This window comes from Desulfocurvus thunnarius (assembly GCF_055390965.1).
The window spans coordinates 1,061,760-1,082,085 of the sequence record NZ_AP042411.1; the positions used below are offsets into that span (position 1 = coordinate 1,061,760).

General features: G+C 68.8%; 15 protein-coding genes. 12 read left to right on the forward strand and 3 right to left on the reverse strand.

Annotation, left to right across the window (positions count from 1 at the left end; all coding sequences use genetic code 11):
• The first annotated feature begins 252 nt into the window (after nucleotides 1–252).
• The 5 genes from ACZ5KV_RS04660 (at nucleotide 253) to ACZ5KV_RS04680 (ending at nucleotide 8,386) form a co-directional block, all read left to right on the forward strand.
• Entirely contained in the window at nucleotides 253–1,377 is a 1,125-nt protein-coding gene (locus tag ACZ5KV_RS04660; RefSeq protein WP_464241183.1) for a metallophosphoesterase, read from the forward strand.
• 212 nt (nucleotides 1,378–1,589) lie between these two features.
• The gene (locus ACZ5KV_RS04665; protein ID WP_464241184.1) at nucleotides 1,590–2,600 is read left to right on the forward strand and encodes a helix-turn-helix transcriptional regulator; all 1,011 of its coding nucleotides are present in this window, start codon (nucleotides 1,590–1,592) and stop codon (nucleotides 2,598–2,600) included.
• A 118-nt stretch (nucleotides 2,601–2,718) separates the two neighbouring features.
• A complete protein-coding gene (locus ACZ5KV_RS04670) occupies nucleotides 2,719–4,506 on the forward strand; it encodes an ABC transporter ATP-binding protein (protein ID WP_464241185.1) in 1,788 nt (595 codons plus the stop codon).
• Nucleotides 4,494–6,233 carry an ABC transporter ATP-binding protein gene (locus ACZ5KV_RS04675; RefSeq protein WP_464241186.1) on the forward strand — a complete coding sequence of 580 codons (1,740 nt, stop codon included), beginning with the start codon at nucleotides 4,494–4,496 and terminating at the stop codon, nucleotides 6,231–6,233. The genes ACZ5KV_RS04670 and ACZ5KV_RS04675 overlap by 13 nt, the downstream gene beginning before the upstream one ends.
• Before the next feature lie 20 nt (nucleotides 6,234–6,253).
• Nucleotides 6,254–8,386 carry a TonB-dependent receptor gene (locus ACZ5KV_RS04680; protein ID WP_464241187.1) on the forward strand — a complete coding sequence of 711 codons (2,133 nt, stop codon included), beginning with the start codon at nucleotides 6,254–6,256 and terminating at the stop codon, nucleotides 8,384–8,386.
• Between the two features lie 146 nt (nucleotides 8,387–8,532).
• Here the strand turns inward: ACZ5KV_RS04680 and ACZ5KV_RS04685 are convergent, their stop codons facing one another.
• Nucleotides 8,533–9,474 (reverse strand): AraC family transcriptional regulator, encoded by a 942-nt coding sequence (locus ACZ5KV_RS04685; RefSeq protein WP_464241188.1) that lies wholly within the window; start codon nucleotides 9,472–9,474, stop codon nucleotides 8,533–8,535.
• Between the two features lie 496 nt (nucleotides 9,475–9,970).
• Between ACZ5KV_RS04685 and ACZ5KV_RS04690 the strand changes: the two genes are divergently transcribed.
• The 7 genes from ACZ5KV_RS04690 (at nucleotide 9,971) to larB (ending at nucleotide 17,331) form a co-directional block, all read left to right on the forward strand.
• Nucleotides 9,971–10,384: a cupin domain-containing protein gene (locus ACZ5KV_RS04690; RefSeq protein WP_464241189.1), complete on the forward strand. Its 414-nt coding sequence runs from the start codon at nucleotides 9,971–9,973 to the stop codon at nucleotides 10,382–10,384.
• Between the two features lie 314 nt (nucleotides 10,385–10,698).
• Nucleotides 10,699–11,238, forward strand: coding sequence for a flavodoxin family protein (locus ACZ5KV_RS04695; RefSeq protein WP_464241190.1), 540 nt, complete (start codon nucleotides 10,699–10,701; stop codon nucleotides 11,236–11,238).
• Between the two features lie 211 nt (nucleotides 11,239–11,449).
• On the forward strand, nucleotides 11,450–12,625 hold the full coding sequence (locus tag ACZ5KV_RS04700) for an MBL fold metallo-hydrolase (RefSeq protein ID WP_464241191.1): 1,176 nt from the start codon (nucleotides 11,450–11,452) through the stop codon (nucleotides 12,623–12,625).
• 516 nt (nucleotides 12,626–13,141) lie between these two features.
• The gene (locus ACZ5KV_RS04705) at nucleotides 13,142–14,287 is read left to right on the forward strand and encodes an aldo/keto reductase (RefSeq protein ID WP_464241192.1); all 1,146 of its coding nucleotides are present in this window, start codon (nucleotides 13,142–13,144) and stop codon (nucleotides 14,285–14,287) included.
• A gap of 201 nt (nucleotides 14,288–14,488) precedes the next feature.
• Nucleotides 14,489–15,751, forward strand: coding sequence for a nickel pincer cofactor biosynthesis protein LarC (larC, locus tag ACZ5KV_RS04710; RefSeq protein ID WP_464241193.1), 1,263 nt, complete (start codon nucleotides 14,489–14,491; stop codon nucleotides 15,749–15,751).
• Nucleotides 15,744–16,556 (forward strand): ATP-dependent sacrificial sulfur transferase LarE, encoded by an 813-nt coding sequence (larE, locus tag ACZ5KV_RS04715; RefSeq protein ID WP_464241194.1) that lies wholly within the window; start codon nucleotides 15,744–15,746, stop codon nucleotides 16,554–16,556. The genes larC and larE overlap by 8 nt, the downstream gene beginning before the upstream one ends.
• 25 nt (nucleotides 16,557–16,581) lie before the next feature.
• Nucleotides 16,582–17,331 (forward strand): nickel pincer cofactor biosynthesis protein LarB, encoded by a 750-nt coding sequence (gene larB / locus ACZ5KV_RS04720; protein WP_464241195.1) that lies wholly within the window; start codon nucleotides 16,582–16,584, stop codon nucleotides 17,329–17,331.
• A gap of 167 nt (nucleotides 17,332–17,498) precedes the next feature.
• On the opposite strand, the gene ACZ5KV_RS04725 is transcribed toward larB, so the two are convergent.
• Together ACZ5KV_RS04725 and ACZ5KV_RS04730 are read right to left on the reverse strand one after the other, a co-directional pair.
• Nucleotides 17,499–19,442, reverse strand: coding sequence for a transglutaminase TgpA family protein (locus ACZ5KV_RS04725; RefSeq protein ID WP_464241196.1), 1,944 nt, complete (start codon nucleotides 19,440–19,442; stop codon nucleotides 17,499–17,501).
• A complete protein-coding gene (locus tag ACZ5KV_RS04730; protein ID WP_464241197.1) occupies nucleotides 19,435–20,325 on the reverse strand; it encodes a DUF58 domain-containing protein in 891 nt (296 codons plus the stop codon). The genes ACZ5KV_RS04725 and ACZ5KV_RS04730 overlap by 8 nt, the downstream gene beginning before the upstream one ends.
• Nucleotide 20,326: the final 1 nt, after the last annotated feature.

Consider the following 20,326-nt stretch of genomic DNA (forward strand, 5'->3'; position numbering starts at 1 on the left):
GGGCCGGGGCCCGTTGCGGGCATGCCGGGGACACACGCCCAGGATACCCCAAAAACTGGGCGATGACGAGCCTGCCCCTGCCGGACCGCCCCTGCGCAGGAAGAGTCAGGAGGGCGCTGGGCACTGAAAACCACCCCGCCCCCCTACCCAAAGACCAGGAGATGATTAGTTTGGCAACTGCGCCGCGCGAAACGCCGCGGCCCCACCGGCCCAAAGCCCACGGACACCCCCAAAAGCCCATACGGAACGACCATGCGCCTGCTCCTGCCCGTCCTGCTCCTGTTCGGCTACATCAGCGCAAGCCTCGTGCTGCCCCTGCCCTGGCGCTGGCCCGTCAGGGCGGCGGCCATGCTCGCCGTGCTGGCCGTCTGCGCCAAGTTCTTCCTCTACGAGGCCTTCGGCGGTTCGTTCTTCGCGCCGGACCTGCCGCGCCCTCTGCTGCTGGTCATGGAGGCGCTCTTCGCCGCCGCCGTGGTCCTGTTCGCGCTGCTGCTGCTCAAGGACGCCCTGCACCTGCTGCTCTGGGCCGGCCGTCTGGCGGGCGCCTCGTGGGCCCTGCCCGTTTCCCGGGCCGCCCTGGGCGGGGGGCTTGTGGCCGTGGCCCTGGGCCTGGGCGCCTGGGGCGCCTGGCAGGGTACGCGGGTGCCCGAGGTACGCACGGTGGAGATCGGCGTGCCCGGCCTGCCCCCGGCCCTGGACGGCCTGTCCGTGGTCCAGCTCTCGGACCTGCACGTGGGCCCCATCCTGGGCCGCGACTGGCTGCACGCCGTGGTGGAGCGGACCAACGCCCTGCGCCCGGACCTGGTGGCCCTGACGGGCGACATGGTGGACGGGCTGACGGCGCAGCTCGGGGGGACCATGGCGCCCCTGGCCGACCTGCGCGCGGCCCACGGCGTCTTCGGCATCAACGGCAACCATGAATACTACTTCCGCGCCGGGCAGTGGGGGCCGTTCTTCGAGAGCCAGGGCATCACGATGCTGGACAACGCGCACCGCACGCTGACCGTCGACGGCGCGCCCCTGGTCGTGGCGGGCGTGACGGACACGGTGGAGCAGCGCTTCGGCGGCCCCGGGCCGGACCTGCGCGCGGCCCTGGACGGCGCGCCCGAGGCCGTGACCATCCTCCTGAACCACCGCCCCGACGCGCCCGGCCCCGGCGCCCGGGTCCACGTCCAGCTTTCGGGCCACACCCACGGCGGGACCATAGTCTTCCTCCAGCCCCTCGTCGCCCGCTACAACGGCGGTCACGTCAAGGGCCTGTACCACGCGGGCGGCACGGCCCTCTACGTCAGCCCCGGCACGGGCATCTGGGCGGGCTTCCCCTGCCGCATCGGCGTGCCCGCGGAAATCACGCGCATCGTGCTGCGCGCCGGATAGCCCGGCCGCATCCGGCGCCCCGCGCCCCCCTCTCTCGAAACCGACAACGGCCACCGCCCGGCCACCGCGCGCGGCCGCCCCGGGCCGATGCCGCGCCACCCGCCCCATCCCCGCCCTATCCCATTGACAGATGATATTGATTTTCATTATCCACCGCAAAGCGGCAGCGCGCCGCATTGTTTCCGCAACGCCTCCCAAGCCCGGAGTCGGCCATGACGCACGATGTGACGAAAACGCGGACAAGCCCGCCGCAGGCTCAGCCCCCCATGCCGCTGGTCAACGTCGGCGACCGGGATTGCCCGGCCTGCCGCTCCCTGGGCCGGGCCTACACGTCCGCGCTGGCCCACGACGGCGTATACCTCGACAAGGGACCGCTGCGCGGGGAATACGCCCGCACCCTGGCCGAAGGCCTGGAGCTCTCCGTCATCGACATGATCCTTCTGGACGACATGACCCTGGCCGCGGGGCCGGACAGGCGAAACTGCCGCCTGGGCATCACCTGCTGCCTCGAAGGCGGGATGCGCTGGCAAACCCGCGAGGGGCGCGAGATCTCCCTCGCCACGGGGCATCTGCTCCTGGGCGCCAGCGCCTCCACGGGCGTCTGCCGCCTGACCAGGGGCCAGAAGGCACGCTTCGTGGACCTCGCCGTGAACCTGGACGGCCCCCTGACGGCGGGCGGCCTGGCCGACATCGCCACCCTGGGCCCCCGGTTGCGCCAGGCCGCCATGACGCCCCGGATACGCGCGGTGGTCGCCGACATCCTGGACGGCCGCCCGGACGACGCCCTGCGCGCCCTGTACTGTCGGGGCAAGGCGCACGAACTGCTGGCCCTGGTGCTCGACCAGGTTGCGCGGGCAGGCCGGGCCGTCGCCGCCACGGCCCTGCCCGGAGACTGGGTCCGCAGCCTGATGCGCGCCAAGGAGACCATCGACGCGGACATCGCCAACGCTCCGTCCCTGGCCCAGCTCTCCCGGCTGGTCTGCCTGAACGAGCACAAGCTCAAGACGGGCTTCAAGCAGCTCTTCGGGCTGCCGGTGCACGCCTACATCATCGACCAGCGGCTGGAAACGGCCCGCAGGCTGCTGCAGCGCGGCGGCATCACCGTGACCGAGGCGGCCCACCGGGTGGGCTACACGGAGCTGGGGCGCTTCGCCGTGACCTTCCGCAAGCGCTTCGGCCTGCCGCCCTCGGAAGTGCTTCGGAATGCGACCCCGCTCAGGTAGCCCCCCAGCGTCCAATCCCGATCGGCATAGAAGAAACTCCGGTTTCGCATAGCTCCATCCGCTGAGAACCGATATCAGCAGGGGCTGTTTCCAACGGTGAATACCGCCCGGAGTCCCTATGCCCACTGCAGAACGAAAACACGGCGGCTTTGCGAGCCTGTTGCGCATGGCCGCGCAGCACAAGGGGAAGATGGCCCTGGCCGTCGTCTTCTCCCTGGCGGCGCAACTGTGCGCCATCGCGCCCTTTCTCATCCTGTGCCTGCTCGCCGGGCGCATCGTCGGGCAGCAGGCCGGTGCCGTGGAGCCCGCCCAGGTCTGGCCGCTGGCCCTGGCGGCGGGAGCCTGCGTGCTGCTGCGCTACGCCTTCACCGGCGTTTCCAGCCTGCTCGCGCACCTGTCCGCCTTCGCCATCCTGCACGACCTGCGCCTGTCCATCGCGGAGGCCCTCCCGCGCCTGCCCCTCGGGTTCTTCAACGCCGGCACCAGCGGGCAGATCAGGAAAGTCATGCTCGAGGATGTCGAGCAGATGGAAATCTTCATCGGCCACAACCTGCCCGAGCTGCTGGGCAGCCTCCTGTCCCTGCTGCTCTCGGCCGGGGTGCTCTTCTGGGTGGACTGGCGGCTGGCCCTGGCCTCGTTCTGCCTGCTGCCCGTCGGATTCCTCGCCCAGGCGTTGACCATCTCCCGGAACAGGGACACCCGCGCCCGCTACTTCACGGCCAACGAGAAGACCAACGCCGCCATGGTCCAGTACATCCAGGGCATGCCGGTCATCAAGGCGTTCAGCAGGACGGAGGAATCCTTCCGGGCCTACGCCGACAGCGTCGCGGAATGCGCGCGCCACGAGGCCGAGATGTGCCGACGCTGGTCCGTGCCCATGGCGGTCTTCTCCGTGGCGCTCGGCGCGAACATGCTCGTCCTGCTCCCGGTGGGCGCGGGGCTGTACCTCGCCGGGGGCGTCTCCTTCGCCACCCTGTTCCTGTTCCTGCTCATGGGCCTGGGGCTGGGCAGCGCCCTGCAACAGTTCATGACCCTGGGCTCGTTCCTGGAAAACCAGGCCGAGGGGCGCAAGCGCATCGACGCCCTGCTGGCCCGGGAGCCGCTGCCGGAGGCGCCCGCCCCGAAGCAGCCCGCCGACAACGCCCTGGCCCTGCGCGACGTGGATTTCGCCTACGGGGACAAACAGGTCCTGTTCGGCGTGTCCGCCCGCCTGGAGCCGGGGCGCTTCCTGGCGCTGGTCGGCCCTTCCGGGGCGGGCAAGAGCACCCTGGCCCGGCTCGTGCCCCGCTTCTGGGACGTGACGAGGGGCGCCATCGCCGTGGGCGGCCACGACATCCGCGACATGGCCCTGGACACGCTGATGGACCGCATGACCTTCGTGTTCCAGGACGTGTTCCTGTTCAACGACACCATCGAGGCCAACCTGCGCATCGGCAGGCCGGACGCCACCTTCGAGGAACTGGAGGCAGCCGCCCGCGCGGCCCGCTGCCACGAGTTCATCGCCAGCCTGCCCGACGGGTATCGCCACGTGGTCGGCGAGCGGGGCGGGGTCGTCTCCGGCGGGGAAAAGCAGCGCATCTGCATCGCGCGCGCCCTGCTCAAGGACGCCCCGATCCTGGTCCTGGACGAAGCCACCGCCTTCATCGATCCCGAAAACGAGGCCGACATCCAAAAGGCGCTCAGCGCGCTGGCCAGAAACAAGACCCTCGTCGTCATCGCGCACCGGCTGTCGACCATCACCGCCGCCGACGAGATCCTGGTCGTGGACCGGGGCCGGGTGGCCGCGCGGGGCACGCACGAGCACCTGCTGCGGGAAAGCGCCCTGTACGCGCGCCTGTGGCAGGCGCACACGGCCAGCCGGAACTGGGCCCTGGGCCCCGGAGGTGCCGCCCGATGCCGCGCCTGATGCAACGCCTCATGGCCCTTGTTCCCCAGCTCGGCGCGCGCATGCGTCTGGCGGCCGCCCTCAAGGCCGGGGAGGCCCTGTGCATGGGCGCGCCGTACGGCATCCTGCTGCTGGTCCTGCACAAGCTCCTGGAGCGGACCCTGACCCCGGCGGACATCTGGCTGGCCACGGCGGGCATGGCGGCCTGCTTCCTGGCCCAGGGCGCGTTCTGCCTGCTGTTCACCCGCGTGGCCTACCCCATCGGAACCGAGCTGTGCGAACGGGTCCGCCTCATGGTCGGCGCACACCTGCGCACGCTGCCCATGAGCCACTTTGCAGGGGCCAGCGCGGGCGACGCCACGGCCCTGGTGTCCGACGACCTCGTGCTGCTGACCCTGCTGCCGCGCATGGCCTTTCCGCAATACATCACCGCGCTGGCGCTGCCCCTGGCCATGGCGCCGTTCCTGTTCGCGGTGGACTGGCGGCTCGCGCTGGTGGCCCTGGCGCCCGTGCCCCTGGCCCTGCCCATGCTCGGGCAGTGCCGCAAGGCGCTGGACAGGGGCATGCGCAGGCGCAACGCCGCCATGGTGGCGGTCGGCTCCATGGTCATCGAGTACGTCCAGGGCATGGAGGTGGTCAAAGGGTTCCGCCTGACCGGCAGGCGCTTTGCCTCCTTCGTGGCGCTGCTGGAACGCTACAAGAGGGAGAACCTGTCCCTCGTGTTCCGCGCGTTGCCCTTCATGATGGGCTTCCAGGCCATCCTGGACGCAGGCTTCGTCGCCCTGCTGCTGTGCGGCGCGTTCCTGTTCGTCGGCGGCGAGGCGACCCTTTTCGCCTACCTGACGTTCCTGGTGCTCGGCCTGCGCCTGTACGAGCCCGTCAAGGCCTTGGGAACGGTCTACGAGATCACCCAGTCGGCCGGGGTCACCCTGGACCGGCTGGAAGCCCTGCTCGCCCGGCGCCCCCTGGCGGAGGGAGACGCCGCCCCGCCCAGGGGGCCGGAGGACATCGTTTTCCGCAACGTCGGCTTCGCCTACGGGCAAACCCCGGTGCTCGACAACGTGAGCTTCACCATCCCCGCCAACAGGACCACCGTTTTCGTCGGCCCGTCCGGCGCCGGGAAAACCACCATCCTGCGCCTCATCGCGCGCTTCTGGGACGCGGACTCCGGGGAGATACTCATCGGCGGCACGCCCGTGCGCGAACTGCGCGCCGAGGCCCTGTTCGACCGGCTGACCATGGTCTTCCAGGACGTGTACCTGTTCCAGGGCACCATCCGGGACAACATCGCCTTCGGCGCGACGAACGCGACGGACGAGGCCGTCCACGCGGCGGCGCGCGCCGCGCGCTGCCACGATTTCATCCTGGCGTTGCCCGACGGCTACGCCACGGCCGTGGGCGAAGGGGGCGCCACGCTGTCTCTGGGCGAAAAGCAGCGCATCTCCATCGCCCGCGCGATGCTCAAGGACGCGTCCATCATTCTGCTCGACGAGGCGACGGCCTCCGTCGACCCCGACAACGAAAGCCAGATTCAGGACGCCATCAACGCCCTGGTCGGCACCAAGACCGTGGTCATGGTCGCCCACCGGCTGGCGACCGTCACCGGGGCGGACCAGATCGTGGTCCTGGACGGCAAGGGCGGCATAGCGGCCACGGGAACGCATTCCCGGCTGCTGGAAGACTGCGCACTCTACCAGCGCCTGTGGGCCGACCGCCAACAGGCCCTGGGGTGGAAGGTCGGCATATAACGAGACAGGAGGAGAACACGGTGAACGCATTCATTCCCTTTTCCCTTTCCCGCCACGGGCTTCTGGCGGCGGCGCTCGCGGCGCTGCTGCTCGGCCCCGGCGCCGCCCTGGGCGCGGAGCCGGAGCAGAACGCCACCCGCGAGGCGGCCGCCACGGAGCTGCCCACCGTCGTGGTTACGGCCCAGAAACGCGAGGAGAACGTCCAGAAGATTCCCATGAGCCTCACCGTCGTCACCGACGACGAACTGAACGACAGCGGAGTCAGGGACACGTCCGAACTCATGCGCTACATCCCCAACGCCTTCGTGCGCGACGCGGGCAACTACCACCAGACCAGCATCCGCGGCGTGGGCGGGTTCATCACCTCCCTGCACTCCCCCGTGGGGCTCTACGTGGACGACGTGAACCTGCCCAACGTCTTCATGCAGAATCCCGAGCTGTTCGACGTGGAGCGCGTGGAAGTGCTCAAGGGTCCCCAGGGCGCGCTGTATGGCCGCAACAGCGAATCCGGCGTCATCAACATCGTGACCCGCCAGCCGGACAACGAATTGCGCGGCAGGATCAGCACCGAATACAATGCATACGACACCGATCACGGGCTGTCCTCCGGCGCCAAGCTCGGCGCCGCCGCGAGCGGCCCCCTCAAGGAAGACACGCTGTACCTCGGCCTGGCCGGTAAATGGGACTACACCGGCGGCTACGTGACCAACGCGTACAACGACGACGACAAGGCCACGTCGTTCAACGACTTCACCGGGCGCGGAACCCTGCGCTGGACGCCGGACTCCCGCTGGGACGTGAGCATCATCATGGACGGCAGCGCCAATGACGACGGCATGGGCTACGGGCGCTACCTCGACGGACCGGGCCAGACCTCGCCCGGCACCATCGATTCGGACGAGGACGGCACCCGCCAGCGCCGCGCCAACGGGCAGACCCTGCGGGTCAAATACGCGGACGACGCCGTCGCCTTCACATCCGTCACGGGGCGGCGCTTCTTCGACGACGAATACGGCATAGACATGGACATGACCCCCGCCTCCGTCATGGTCGGCGAGTACGACAGCACCAACCAGTTGCTGAGCCAGGAATTCCGTCTGGCCTCCGCCCCGGACACCGGGCCCCTGGAATGGCTGACCGGCGTCTACGCATACAAGGAGGACCTGGACGTCAAGTCCGTCTACAACTACCCGACCTTCTTCGGCGCCCAAAGCCGCGACACGGACATCGACATTCAGGGCGGCGCCCTGTTCGGGCAGGCGACGTACACCCTGTTCGACAGGCTGCACCTGACGGGCGGGCTGCGCTACGACTACATCGACATGCACGCCGACCAGACCTACGATTCGACCCTGTTCGGCCTCACGCACGCGGAGTACGGCGCCGGAAGCAACGGCGCGGAAATCCTGCCCAAGGCGTCGGTATCCTACGACCTGAGCGACACCGTCATGCCCTATGCCACCGTGTCCAGGGGCTACCTCGCCGGGGGCTTCGACTACACCTCGCCCACTTCGGCGGCCACCCTCCAGTACGACCCGGAATACACCCTGAACTACGAGGTCGGCGCCAAGACGACCTGGCTGGACAACCGGCTGGCCGTCAACGTGGCCCTGTTCTACATCGCCATGGACGACAAGCAGGTCGCCGAGGCCGTCCCCGCGACGGGCTCGGTGTACATCTCCAACGCGGCGGAGGCCCATTCCCAGGGCGTCGAAGTGGAAGTCCGCGCCCGCCCGGCCCAGGGCTGGGAGCTCTTCGGCAGCTTCGGCTACACCGACACCGAGGTGGACACCTGGAGCGGCGTGAACGTGGCCGGGCCCTATGACTATTCCGGCAACGACCTGACCTACGCCCCGGAATACACCTACACCGTCGGCGCGCAGTACATGCACGACAGCGGATTCTTCGGCCGCATGGAGCTGCTGGGTACCGGCCCGATGTACCACGACGCCGCCAACACGCTGCGCGAGGACGGCTACGAGCTGGTCAACACCCGCATAGGCTACGCGGACGAGACCTATGAAGTCACCCTGTGGTGCAAGAACATCTTCGACACGGAATACAACACGGTGCAATACGCCATAAGCGGCGTTCCGGCTGGATTCGACGGCGCATCCAGGCAGTTCGGCATCACCCTGACCTACAAGTTCTGACCCCGCCGGGGCGGCCGCCGGGCACGGCGCTCCCGCCCCGTTCCCGCATCGCGCAAAGGCCCCCGGCAGAGGACTGCCGGGGGCCTTTGCCCGCTTTGCGTCGAAACGCCCACCCGCCACGGACAGGAAAACCGATTCCGATGGCGCTACATCGTCCGGCTCTCCTGCGCCTTTCCCGCACCCTTCTGGCGGATGTCGCGCATGGGCGGCGCGCCGAACAGGCGGCTGTACTCGCGGCTGAACTGGGACGGACTTTCGTAACCCACCTGAAAGGCGGCGGTAGCGGCGTCCAGGCGCCCGGTGAGCATCAACTGCCGCGCCTCGTTGAGCCGCAGCCACTTCTGGTACTGCAACGGGCTCATGGCCGTAAGCGTACGGAAATGGTGGTGGAAGGTCGAGGTGCTCATTCCGGCCTGCGAGGCCAGGTCATCCACCCGCAGCGGCTGGGCGAAGTTATCCTTCAGCCACCCCAGCGCCTTGGATATCTGGTTGCTGTGGCTGCCCGTCGTGGCGATCTGGCGCAGGCGCTGCCCCTGCTCGCCCGTGAGCAGGCGATAAAAAATCTCCTGCTTGATGATCGGAGCCATGACCGGGATGTCCTCCGGTTCATCCAGCAGATCGAGCAGCCGGGCGAACGCGCCGACCAGGGGCTGCGTCATGACGCCGGTGGCCATGCCCCGGCTCGCCTCCTTGACGCGCGGCGCGGGAACGTCGCCGTCCAGCATGAGCTTGGCGATCATGCGCGGGTCGAGTTCGAGCAGCATCCCCAGGTAGGGCTTTTCCTCGCTGGCCTCGACCACCTGGGCCACGACGGGCAACCCCACGGAGGTAATGAGATAATGATGCGCGTCGTAGTCGTACACCTCGTCTCCCAGCGTCACCCGCTTGGCCCCTTCGGCGATAAGGCAGACACCCGCTTCGTGCATGTAGCTCACCGGCTCCGTCGGCTCGGTCCTGCAGACGAGCGACAGGCCGGGGATCTGCGTATCGAGCCGCCCAAGCCCGGCGGTCCGTTTGCGGATACGCTCCGCCAACGGACCGCTGCCGGGGCCCTGATCTCCGGCTGTTCTCAAATCATGGTGCTTCATCGACGTTTTCCTCCATCTTTCGCCTCGGCCTAGCATGTGCTGGCGCCCCCAACAATACACTCGCCGCGCATTCCGGACAATCAGGCAATAACGAAACAGGATCAGGCTATCACCATATTTCTTTTTGGATGTAAGAATCGGCAAAGACAAAGGCTCCGCTGGCGGCAAGGCAACACCTGCCGCCCCGCCCCGGGCGCATTGCCACTATGAACAACCGGATGATCGGGCACAGATGCCGCATGCCGCGACGGCCCGGGAAACAATGAAACCGGGCACGCCGGCGGCGGCATGCTCCTGCGGGGCGACCCGGCGGATATGCGCATGGCTGGCACCGGCCGTAAGCATCAAGCCGCCGGGCGCGGCTTCGGCCCCGGCCTGGAGGCCGGAACCGAAGACCGGACCCGGGGCACCCTCCGATTCCGGGAATATCACATGAACCCGCGCCGACGCATCACGACGGAAAAAACGAGCGCGCATCAGACAAAGGAGCAACGACATGACGGACGAAAACACCTCCGGCATCTTCGGGCGTGGCGAGGAAAACACGGCCTATGCGAAGTACTTTATTGGCCAGAGCTACCTGAACGTCCTGTCCCGGGAAGGCGTGGTCATCGCCAACGTCACCTTCGAGCCGGGCTGCCGGAACAACTGGCACGTCCACAATGCGGACAAGGGCGGCGGGCAGATCCTGCTGTGTACCTCGGGCCGCGGTTGGTACCAGCAGTGGGGCAAACCCGCCCAGGTGCTGCGCCCCGGCGACGTGGTGAACATCCCCACCGGCGTGAAGCACTGGCACGGCGCGGCCGGGGACAGTTGGTTCAGCCATCTGGCCGTGGAAGTGCCCGGAGAGAACCTGAGCAACCAATGGCTGGAGCCCGTCTCCGACGAAGCCTACCGGGCGCTCACGTAGGAAGGCGGGCAACGCAGGGGAAGCGCATCGCCGTGGCCATGCGCCCCGTTCCCTTCGACGGCTCCCCCGGGCCCCTGGCCCGCCTGGACGAAGCTCGCCCCGAGGCCGGGAGCGGCAAGAAGCGGCATCGCCCCAAGAAGGGACAGCGGCGCTCGCGGGGCGGCCAAGGTGCCACGGGCGCAACGCCACCCCGGATGATCGGGCAAGAACAGCACAGAATCAGGCTACCGTCCCGGCGGGTGCCCGGATAACGTGAACGGCTGGTTGCGCGATCCCGGCTTCGAAGCCTGGTGAAAACAAATCGGAGAATGATAATGAGCAAAAACATCCTCATCCTGGCCGGGAGCCCCAGAAAAGGCGGCAATTCCGACCTGCTGTGCGCCGAATTCGCGCGCGGCGCGGCCGAGGCCGGACACACCGTCCAGACCATCCGGGTCCACGAACTGGGCCTGGCCTACTGCCTGGGCTGCGAGCACTGCCAGAACCACGGCGGCGAGTGCGTCCACAAGGACGGCATGGCCGAAGTCCTGAACAAGATGATCGCCGCCGACGCCATCGTCCTGGCCACACCGGTGTACTTCTACACCATGGCCGCGCAACTCAAGGCGCTCATCGACAGGACCGTGGCCCGCTACACCGAGATCACGGGCAAGGAGTTCTATTTCATCGTCGCCGCGGCGGACGGCAACATCCCCAACATGCGCCGGACCATCGAGAGCCTGCGCGGCTTCACCTCCTGCCTGAGCGGAGCCCGGGAGAAAGGCATCGTCTACGGCGTCGGGGCCTGGAAAAAGGGCGACATCGCGGGCCAGAGCAGCATGCGCCAGGCCTACGAACTCGGAGCCTCGGCCTGACGCGAAGCGGGGGGCCCATCCGGCCCCGGTCGCTCACCGGCCGCCAGAGGCGGTCACGGTGGTGGAGCAGCCCCCTGCACGCCGTGGGCCGTGACGCTCCGGGAAAGGAGGCTGCGGGACAAGGCAACGACTGTTTTTCCCCCGGCCCTTCCCCCGGCCGCCAGCAGGACACTGGCCGGACGCAACCATCCGCCCCAGCGGCAAGGACATCATGCACTTCCTCTTCAAGGCCTCACTGCTCGTCGGCGGCGTCGTGGCGTTGGCCGTCATCGCCGGGCTGCTGTATCTGCGGCAGGACAAATTCGGCAGGCTTCCCGAAGGCGACCGCCTGGCCCGCATCGGCGGGTCCGCAAACTACCGCGACGGGCAATTCCACAACCAGGTGCCCATCGTGCGGATCGTCACCGGGAACAGCGGGCTTTCCGCCTGGATCGAGTTCCTTTTCAACAAAAAAAGCGACACCGTTCCGCCCGCCCCGGTTCCTGCGGTGAAAACCGACCTCAAGGCCCTGGGCAAGGACAGGGACGTGGTCGTCTGGCTGGGGCATTCGTCCTACTTCGTCCGGATGGGCGGCAAGACGCTGCTCGTCGACCCGGTGTTCAGCGCCAACGCCTCCCCGGTGCCGCTTACCACGCGCGCCTTCGACGGCACCTCGATCTATACGGCCGACGACATGCCGCCCATCGACATCCTGCTCATCTCCCACGACCATTGGGACCACCTGGACCACGACACGCTCACGGCGCTGCGCCCCAGGATCGGCAAGGTCGTCACCGGCCTCGGCGTGGGCGAACACCTCGCGCGCTGGGGCTTCCCCGAAGGCATGGTGCGCGAGGCGGACTGGGGCGACGCCGTGGACTGCGGCGACGGGCTGACCGTCCACGTGCTCACCGCACGCCACTTCTCCGGACGCATGCTGCAAAGAAACCGCACCCTCTGGGCCTCCTTCGCCATCGAAACGCGGGAACGCCGGATCTACTACAGCGGCGGCAGCGGCTACGGCCCGCATTTCAAGGCCATCGGCGAGACCTTCGGCGGGTTCGACCTCGTGCTGCTGGACAGCGGGCAATACGACCCATCCTGGCCCGACGTACACATGACCCCGGAGCAGGCGGCCCGCGCCGCCCAGGACCTCGGAGCCAGAGCCGCGCTGCCGTCGCACGCCGGAAAATTCAGCATCTCCTACCACGCCTGGGACGACCCTTTCGTCCGCTTCGCCGCCGCCAGCGCGGGCAAACCCTACAGACTCGCGACCCCCAGGATCGGCGAGGTCGTGGATCTGGCCGACGACGGCCAGCGCTTCACGGCATGGTGGGAAACGCTTGGGCCAACGACGGCGCGATCCGGACCGGGAGGTGCGCAGGGACGAACCGCCACCGGCGGATGAACGCCCCCTCCCGGTCTGTTCCGGAGAATCAGGCAACAACCCCGGAGGATCGAATATTCGAGCCCGACACCGTTTCGCGCACAGTCAGAAGGCACAGGCAACGGACCGGCCAGCCCCCAAGAAGAAGGAGAGCCTTTGCGTGGACCTCGTCTCCGCCGCAGACGCAAACCGCAACGCGGCCTTGAGGGAACGCATCGAGCCCGGCACGGGACGCACACGCTGGACCACGCCGGACGCCTGGGCCTGGGCAGCCAGGACTACGACCTGACCGGCATCGACGCCTGACGGACGGCCCCCGGAACCAAGCGCCCCGCGCCGGGCATCCCTCCCGCTTCGGCGCCAAAATCATCCCCGACGCCTCCCCCGCCGCCGGGGCGCAATCCGCATCCCCGGAGCATCAGGCAATCATACGGGAGGATCTGGTATTCAATCTTCCGCCGGGGGAGCGTATTCCTCCATGCACCACGGCCTTCAACCGAAGCGCGACATCGCGCCCACCAACGAAGGAGATGCAACTTGCTGTACAGAACAATGCCGAAAAACGGGGACAGGTTGTCCATCCTGGGCTTCGGGTGCATGCGCCTGCCCATGGCCGACGGGCGGATCGACGAACCCCGCGCCATCGCCCAGATTCGCTCTGCCATCGACAGTGGCGTGAACTACCTTGATACGGCCTGGCCCTACCACAACGGCCAAAGCGAGCCACTTTTGGGCAAGGCGCTTCAAAACGGCTACCGCGACCGCGTCAAGGTCGCCACCAAGCTGCCCACCTGGGCCGTCGAAAAGCGCGAGGATATGGACGAATTCCTGAATTCCCAATTGGAAAAACTCGGAACGGATCATATCGACTACTACCTGGTCCACGCCCTGACCGGCCCCTCCTGGGACCGCATCGAACAACTCGGCGTCACGGAGTTCCTCGACAAGGCCTTGAAGGACGGACGCATTGTCAACGCGGGATTCTCGTTTCACGGCCAGGCCGACGACTTCATCCGCATCGTGGACGCCTATCCGTGGACGTTCTGCCAAATCCAGTATAATTACCTGGACCAGACGTTCCAGGCCGGAACCAGGGGCCTCAAATACGCCGCGGCCAGAAACATGGGCGTGATCATCATGGAACCTCTGCGCGGCGGTAACCTTGCCCTGTCCGTCCCGCCCAGGGACATAGCCGCCATCTGGGCCGGGGCCGAAACCACGCGCACCCCTGCGGAGTGGGCCTTGCGCTGGGTGTGGAACCACCCGGAGGTCACCGTCGTGCTCTCGGGCATGAACCACGAAGACCAGGTGCGCGAGAACCTGTCCATCGCCGCCACCGCCGCGCCGAACTCGCTGACCGAGGCGGAACTGACCCTGGTGGAGCGCGCCAGCGGCACCTACCGCCGCCTGATGCAGGTGGGCTGCACCGGCTGCGCCTATTGCTTGCCCTGTCCCATGGACGTAAACATTCCGGTCTGTTTCGACTTCTTCAACAAGCTGCACATGTTCGAGTCTGACGAGGCCCGCAGGTTATACAACGTCATGGCCGGGGGGATGCTTTCCGGCGGCAGGGCGGGCCTGGCATCGCAATGCGTCGCCTGCGGCCAGTGCCTGGAAAAATGCCCTCAGGGAATCCCGATCCCCGACGTGCTGGAGCGGGTCGCCGCCGAAATGGAAGGCTGACCGCCCCCGCGCAACAAGACCCCGGAGGCGGAGGGAAGCCCGCGCCGCCCGGTTTCCCCGGGAGTCCCCGTCGGGTTCCGATCTCCCCCGCGCCTCCCAAGGCCGGGGGCTTCCGGGCCTCTTTCCCGCACCAGGGAACGGACACCCGACACCGTGGCGGCCTGGCCGGTCCACCGACAACGTCAAAAGAGAGCACGCGTCATGAAGATACTGTACTACGACGCCTTCGCCGGAATCAGCGGCGACATGAACCTCGCCGCCCTGATCGACCTCGGTGTGGACCCCGACCACCTGCGGGCGGAACTGGGCAAGCTCGGTTTGGACGAGGAATTCGGGCTGGACGTGCGTGCGGACTCCCGTTGCGGCATCCACGGCACGCGCGTGGACGTGCGGCTGCACCCGCATCGCCACGACCATGACGGCGCCGGGCATGCTCACGGCCACGGGCATGACCACGGCGGCCACGGGCACCACCACGCCCACCGGGGCCTTGCGGACATCACGGCCATCATCGGGCAGAGCGCCCTGGACCGCGCGGTGAAGGACACCAGCCTCGCGCTGTTCCGCCTCGTGGCCGAAGCCGAAGCCCAGGTGCATGGCACCACCGTGGACAAGGTTCACTTCCACGAGGTCGGCGCCACGGACTCCATCGTGGACCTCGTGGGCGCGGCCATCTGCCTGGAGAGCCTCGGCGTGGACGCGGTGTGGGCGTCTCCTGTGGAGTTGGGGGCAGGGACCGTGCGCTGCGCCCACGGCGTCATGCCCGTGCCCGCCCCGGCCACGGAGGCCATCCTGCACGGCGTGCCCACCACCCGGGGCGGCACCCCGCACGAGGCGACCACTCCCACGGGCGCGGCTCTCCTCGCCGGGCTGGCGGGCCGCTTCGTGGCCTCTCCGGCCATGACCGTCCTGCGCACGGGCTACGGCATCGGCCACCGTGAAACGCAGGAACTGCCCAACGTCCTGCGCGTACACCTCGCCGAAGTCGAGCCCGCGACGACGACAAAGGCCGCCCCGAATCAGGCCCGCCTGCTGCAATGCAACATCGACGACATGACGGCGGAAGCCCTGGGTGAGGCCATGGACCTGCTCATGGAGCACGGCGCCATGGATGTCCACTTCACGCCCATCGTCATGAAGAAGAGCCGGCCGGCCACGAGCCTGACCCTGCTGTGCGGCGCGGCGGACGAGGAGCGCTTCAAGGAGCTGCTCTTCCGCCACACCACGACCCTCGGCGTAAAAAGCCTCGCCGTGGAAAAAACCGAACTGGAGCGAAAATTCGAGCGCCTGGACACGCCGCTGGGCTCCGTGACCATGAAGCACGCCCTGCGGGACGGCAGGCTCCTGCGCTCCAAGCCGGAGTTCGAGGACTGCCGCGCCTTGGCGCGCAAGCACGGCCTGCCCCTGGCCGAGGTCTATGCCCTCGTCGCCGGGTGCCGTCCCGGTGGAGACGGCGATGCATGACGCCCCCGCCCTGCGGGAAAAACACGCCCTCCTGCTGCGCAGCCTGAGCGCCATGGGGCGCGCCGCCGTGGCCTTCTCCGGCGGGGTGGACAGCACCCTGCTGCTCCACGCCGCGCACCGGGCCCTGCCCCGGGGCGTCCTGGCCGTGACGTTCTCCACGCCCTACATGGCCGAGACCGAAATCCGGGAGGCCCGCGAGGCCGCCCAAGCCCTGGGCGCGGCGCACCGCGTGGTCCCCGTGGCCTTCCCCGAGGCCCTGCGCGACAACCCGGCCGAGCGCTGCTATCTCTGCAAGCGTCAGCTCTTCGGCCTGCTGCTGGACCTCGCCCGCCACGAAGGCATCGACGCCGTGCTGGACGGCACCAACCTGGACGACATGGGCGAGCACCGCCCCGGCCTCAGGGCACTGCGCGAGCTGGGCGTTCAAAGCCCCCTGCGCGACGCGGGCCTGACCAAGCGGGATGTCCGCGACCTGTCGCGCGAATACGGCCTGCCCACGTGGGACAAGCCCGCCGCGGCCTGTCTGCTGACGCGCATCCCCCACGGCACGCGGATCGGGGAGGCCGAGTTGCGGCGCATCGACGCGGGCGAGGCCTTCCTCAAGGCCTGCGGCTTTCCCGCCGTGCGCCTGCGCAGCCACGGCGATCTCGCGCGCATCGAGGTGCCCCGCGAACGCGTGGCCGAGTTGCTGGACGCGGACCGCCGCCACGGCCTGGACGCCCACCTCAAGGCCCTGGGCTACCGCCACGTCTGCGTGGACCTGGCGGGCTACCGGACGGGCAGCCTGGGCAACCCCGAAACATAATCTCCGCACGGAGTGAACAGACATCGTGGAAAAGACACTCAAAGAACTGCTTACCGCCGTGCGCGACGGCGGCCTGGACGTGGACCAGGGCCTGGAGCGCCTGCGCGACCTGCCCTACATGGACCTCGGCCACACCAAATTCGACCTGCACCGCCCCCTGCGCAACGGCTTCCCCGAGGTGGTCTACGCCGAGGGCAAGACCCCGGAGCAGGTCGCCGACATCTTCACACGCATGGGCCCGCACACGAACATCCTGGCCACGCGCGTTCCGCCGGAAACGGCCGCCCATGTGCGCTCCGTCTGCCCCGGGGCCGTCCATAACGCCCTGGGCCGGACCCTGACCCTCGTGCGCCGCGAAATCGACCGCAGGCAGGGCGAAATCGCCATCGTCACGGCGGGCACTTCGGACCTGCCCGTGGCCGAGGAGGCGAAAACCACCTGCGAAATGCTCGGCAGCGGGGCGCGGATCGTCTCCGATGTCGGCGTGGCGGGCATCCATCGCCTGCTGGACCGGCTCCCGAGCCTGCGCGAGGCGCGGGTCATCATCGTCGTGGCGGGCATGGAAGGCGCGCTGGCCAGCGTCATCGGCGGCCTGCTGCCCCAGCCCATCGTGGCCGTGCCCACCTCCGTGGGCTACGGCGCGGCCTTCGGCGGCCTCTCCGCCCTGCTCGGCATGCTGACCTCCTGCGCCGGCGGCGTCACGGTGGTCAACATCGACAACGGCTTCGGCGCCGCCTGCGCCGCCTGCAAGATCAACAACCTCTTCCAGCCCTAGGGCCGCCCCCCGCCGCTGGCGGGGGCTCATTGCCCGCCGTCGGGCAGCCCGCCGTTCTCTCCATCGGTTCCCGCCCGTGATCATCCAACCACAGGCGAAGACCGTCAGTGCCGCCCATTCTCCCGGCGCGCGGGCGGGTCTGCCCCGAATGCGTCGGCTCCGGCCCCTCAGGGATGAAAACGCCGCACCAAACGCCGCAGCAGGACCAAATCCCGGGGCTTGGCCGAACCATAGCGGAGCCCGGCGTAGACGGCGGCCACCCGTGCGGCCTTGTCGGCCAAATCCGGCCTGCGGGCGGCCACCATGGCGGCATAGTCCATGGGCCCCTGCCAGGGCGCGCGAGGCAGGCCGGCCCGGGCCAGACGGGAGCAGAAACGCAGGTAGACCCGGTGGGCCTTCTCCGCCGTGGTCGCCCGCCTGCGCGGCAGGCCGCCCCAGGGGCGGAACAGAATCAAAACCGCAGCCAGCCCCACCGCCCCGGCCAGAGCGGCCAGACGGCGCCCGAAGCCGCGCGGCCCCAGCCCCAGCCCCGAGAGCAGGTCGCTCTGGGCGTCGGGCCCCAGGTCCGTGATCCACGGGTCCAGACGATAACGCACGGCGTCCCAGACCACGCTCACCTCATCGAGTGCCCTGGCCCAGCGGTCACGGGCCCAGTTCTCCTGATCCGCAGCCTGGCTCCCGGCGAACATGGCGTCCACGCCCTGCGTCGTCCTCGTCGGGGCCACGGCGGTCGTCGGATCGACGCGCACCCAGCCCCGGTCGGGCAACAGGACTTCGCACCACGCATGGGCTTCGGACTGACGCACGGTAAGGAAATCCCCCAGGGGATTCAGCTCGCCGCCCTGATAGCCCAAAACCAGCCGCGTGGGCACCCCGGCCGCGCGCAGCAGCAGAGCCATGGCCGAGGCGTAATGGCCGCAATAGCCGCTGCGGGTGCCGAACAGGAACCCGTCCGTGGGGTCTCCGCGTACCGCGGGCGGATCGATACTGTATGTGAAGCCGCCTGTACGGAACAGGGCCATGGCCGCCTCCACGGCGGCGTCCGCAGACAGGCCTTGCGCGCTCCACGACCGGCCCAAGGCCACGGTCCGGGGGGCCGCATCCCCGGGCAGGCGCAGCCCCCGGGCATCCGAGGGCAACGGTGGGCCCGTATGGCGCTCCACGGCCGAACGCAGGGCAAAGGTCCGCCGCGAGGCAACGCGCCCGCGCACGCTCAGGCTGAGGTCCGACGACAACCACAGTCCATCCGGAGCCTGCACCGGGGCATCAAGAGAAAAAACCCAGGCCCCCAAATGGGGTTCCATGGTCAAGGCATAGTCCACAGTGGACAGCGCCTGCACGGAACGGGTGCGCAACGCGCCCTGGCCCCCGCTCCGCCAGATGCCGCCGTCGAAGTTCCAGAGCACCACGCCGCGCCAGTAGCGCTGATCCGGCGGAGGAACCGGCCCCTGGAACGCGACCCGGAAGGCGGGGGCGGTGTTGCGGACCAGGGCCGCCAGATTCCCAGGAGACAGCGTTTCGGAAAAGCCCGTGGACCGGGCAAGGCCGAAGCGCCAGGAAAGCCCGCCATCGGCCCGGGGAAAAAACAGAAACAGGGCCGCAATCAGGGGCAGGGCCCGGAGCATGATGCCCCCGGCAGCAGCCAGGGCGGCCCGGCGGCTCAAAGGAGAATTGAGGCGGGCCATGGCTGCGGTGGACAGCAGAACCACGGCCAGGACGTAGACGGCCATTTCCAGCGTGATCGTATCCAAAAGCTTGGTCGCGACCAGAAAATGAGCCAGGAACAAGGAAGCCATGCGGCTGCGGGTGCTGGTCAATTCCAGAGCCTTGACCCCCAGAAGCACGGCCAGGACGGTGGAGGCGAACTCCAGGCGCCACAACTCGTAGGGGAAATAATCGGCCATGGCCCCGGCCAGGCCGCCCGCCAGCAGAATCATGCGCACCCGGAAGGACGGCTGCGGCCAGCCCAGCCTGTCCGCCGCCAGGGCCCAGCCCCACAGAAGCAGGCACCAGCCGACGACCCAGACGGGCAGGTCGGACACATGGGGGGCCAGGGCCAGGGCGAAGACCATGACCACGGCCTGGACATGGCGGGAACGGAGGTCACCCATGGCCGCCTCCCGGCTCGCCGTGCAAGGCCAGGGCGGCCAGGGCCCGGCGGCGGTGCCCCCGGCCCCGGGCGACGGCCAGTTCGGCCCCGGGCAGACGCAGGCCGAAGGCCTGCCCGGCCCGCGAAGCCTCAAGGACCATGTGGCACAGCCGCGACAGGCGCTGCTCGGTGCCGCCCTCCAAGGCGTACCAGTCGAAAACCGGAGCCTGACCGACCAGGGCGTCGAAGACCTTGGTCTGCAAGCCCTGACCCCGGACCGAAGCCTTCCAGGCGATACGCGCGGGCGAATCGCCGGGCCGCCAGGGAGTCAGATCCCTGAAATCCTCGGCCCCGGAGGCGCCAGGTCGGGGCCGTTGCCCGCCATCCCGGGCAAGTCGGGCCGTCCCGGCCCCGCCCAACGGGCGCGGGTAGACCAGACAAGGCGGAACCTGGACGCGAAAACCGGCCCGGAAGAGGCCCAGAGGATACCCGGTCGTGATGGTGGCCGGTCCCGGCGTCAACCAGCCCCGGCGCGGCGCGGCAATCCGGACCTCCAGGCGGGCCGCGCTGCCCCTGGCCACCGCGCGCACGGCGTGCCCGTCGCCCAGGGTCAGCCCGATGTCGGCGCCCCGCCCCCGCTCCAGGCGCACGGTCAGGGCGTATGCGGCCCGGCCTCCGGCAAAGACGGGCTCGCAACGCGCACCGAGCACGCGCACCCCCCGGATGTGAAACAGAATGGCCGGAGCCGTGACGGCCATGACCGAGAGGACCGAAAAGGCCAGCACAAAGCAAAGGTTGTTATTGTAGAGCACCGCCACGGCCAGCAGCGCCATGGACGAAGCCAGATAGGCCAGGCCGTAGCCCGTGGGCGCAAGGGTCACGTGCGGGCGCGGGGGCGAAGCCATG

Excerpts from the sequence above, each read along its gene's own strand:
- ACZ5KV_RS04730 (WP_464241197.1), bottom strand. The coding sequence starts at position 20,325 with ATGGCTTCGCCCCCGCGCCCGCACGTGACCCTTGCGCCCACGGGCTAC.
- ACZ5KV_RS04670 (WP_464241185.1), top strand. The coding sequence starts at position 2,719 with ATGCCCACTGCAGAACGAAAACACGGCGGCTTTGCGAGCCTGTTGCGC.
- ACZ5KV_RS04660 (WP_464241183.1), top strand. The coding sequence starts at position 253 with ATGCGCCTGCTCCTGCCCGTCCTGCTCCTGTTCGGCTACATCAGCGCA.
- larC (WP_464241193.1), top strand. The coding sequence starts at position 14,489 with ATGAAGATACTGTACTACGACGCCTTCGCCGGAATCAGCGGCGACATG.
- ACZ5KV_RS04685 (WP_464241188.1), bottom strand. The coding sequence starts at position 9,474 with ATGAAGCACCATGATTTGAGAACAGCCGGAGATCAGGGCCCCGGCAGC.
- ACZ5KV_RS04695 (WP_464241190.1), top strand. The coding sequence starts at position 10,699 with ATGAGCAAAAACATCCTCATCCTGGCCGGGAGCCCCAGAAAAGGCGGC.
- ACZ5KV_RS04675 (WP_464241186.1), top strand. The coding sequence starts at position 4,494 with ATGCCGCGCCTGATGCAACGCCTCATGGCCCTTGTTCCCCAGCTCGGC.
- larE (WP_464241194.1), top strand. The coding sequence starts at position 15,744 with ATGCATGACGCCCCCGCCCTGCGGGAAAAACACGCCCTCCTGCTGCGC.
- ACZ5KV_RS04700 (WP_464241191.1), top strand. The coding sequence starts at position 11,450 with ATGCACTTCCTCTTCAAGGCCTCACTGCTCGTCGGCGGCGTCGTGGCG.
- ACZ5KV_RS04690 (WP_464241189.1), top strand. The coding sequence starts at position 9,971 with ATGACGGACGAAAACACCTCCGGCATCTTCGGGCGTGGCGAGGAAAAC.
- ACZ5KV_RS04725 (WP_464241196.1), bottom strand. The coding sequence starts at position 19,442 with ATGGGTGACCTCCGTTCCCGCCATGTCCAGGCCGTGGTCATGGTCTTC.
- ACZ5KV_RS04665 (WP_464241184.1), top strand. The coding sequence starts at position 1,590 with ATGACGCACGATGTGACGAAAACGCGGACAAGCCCGCCGCAGGCTCAG.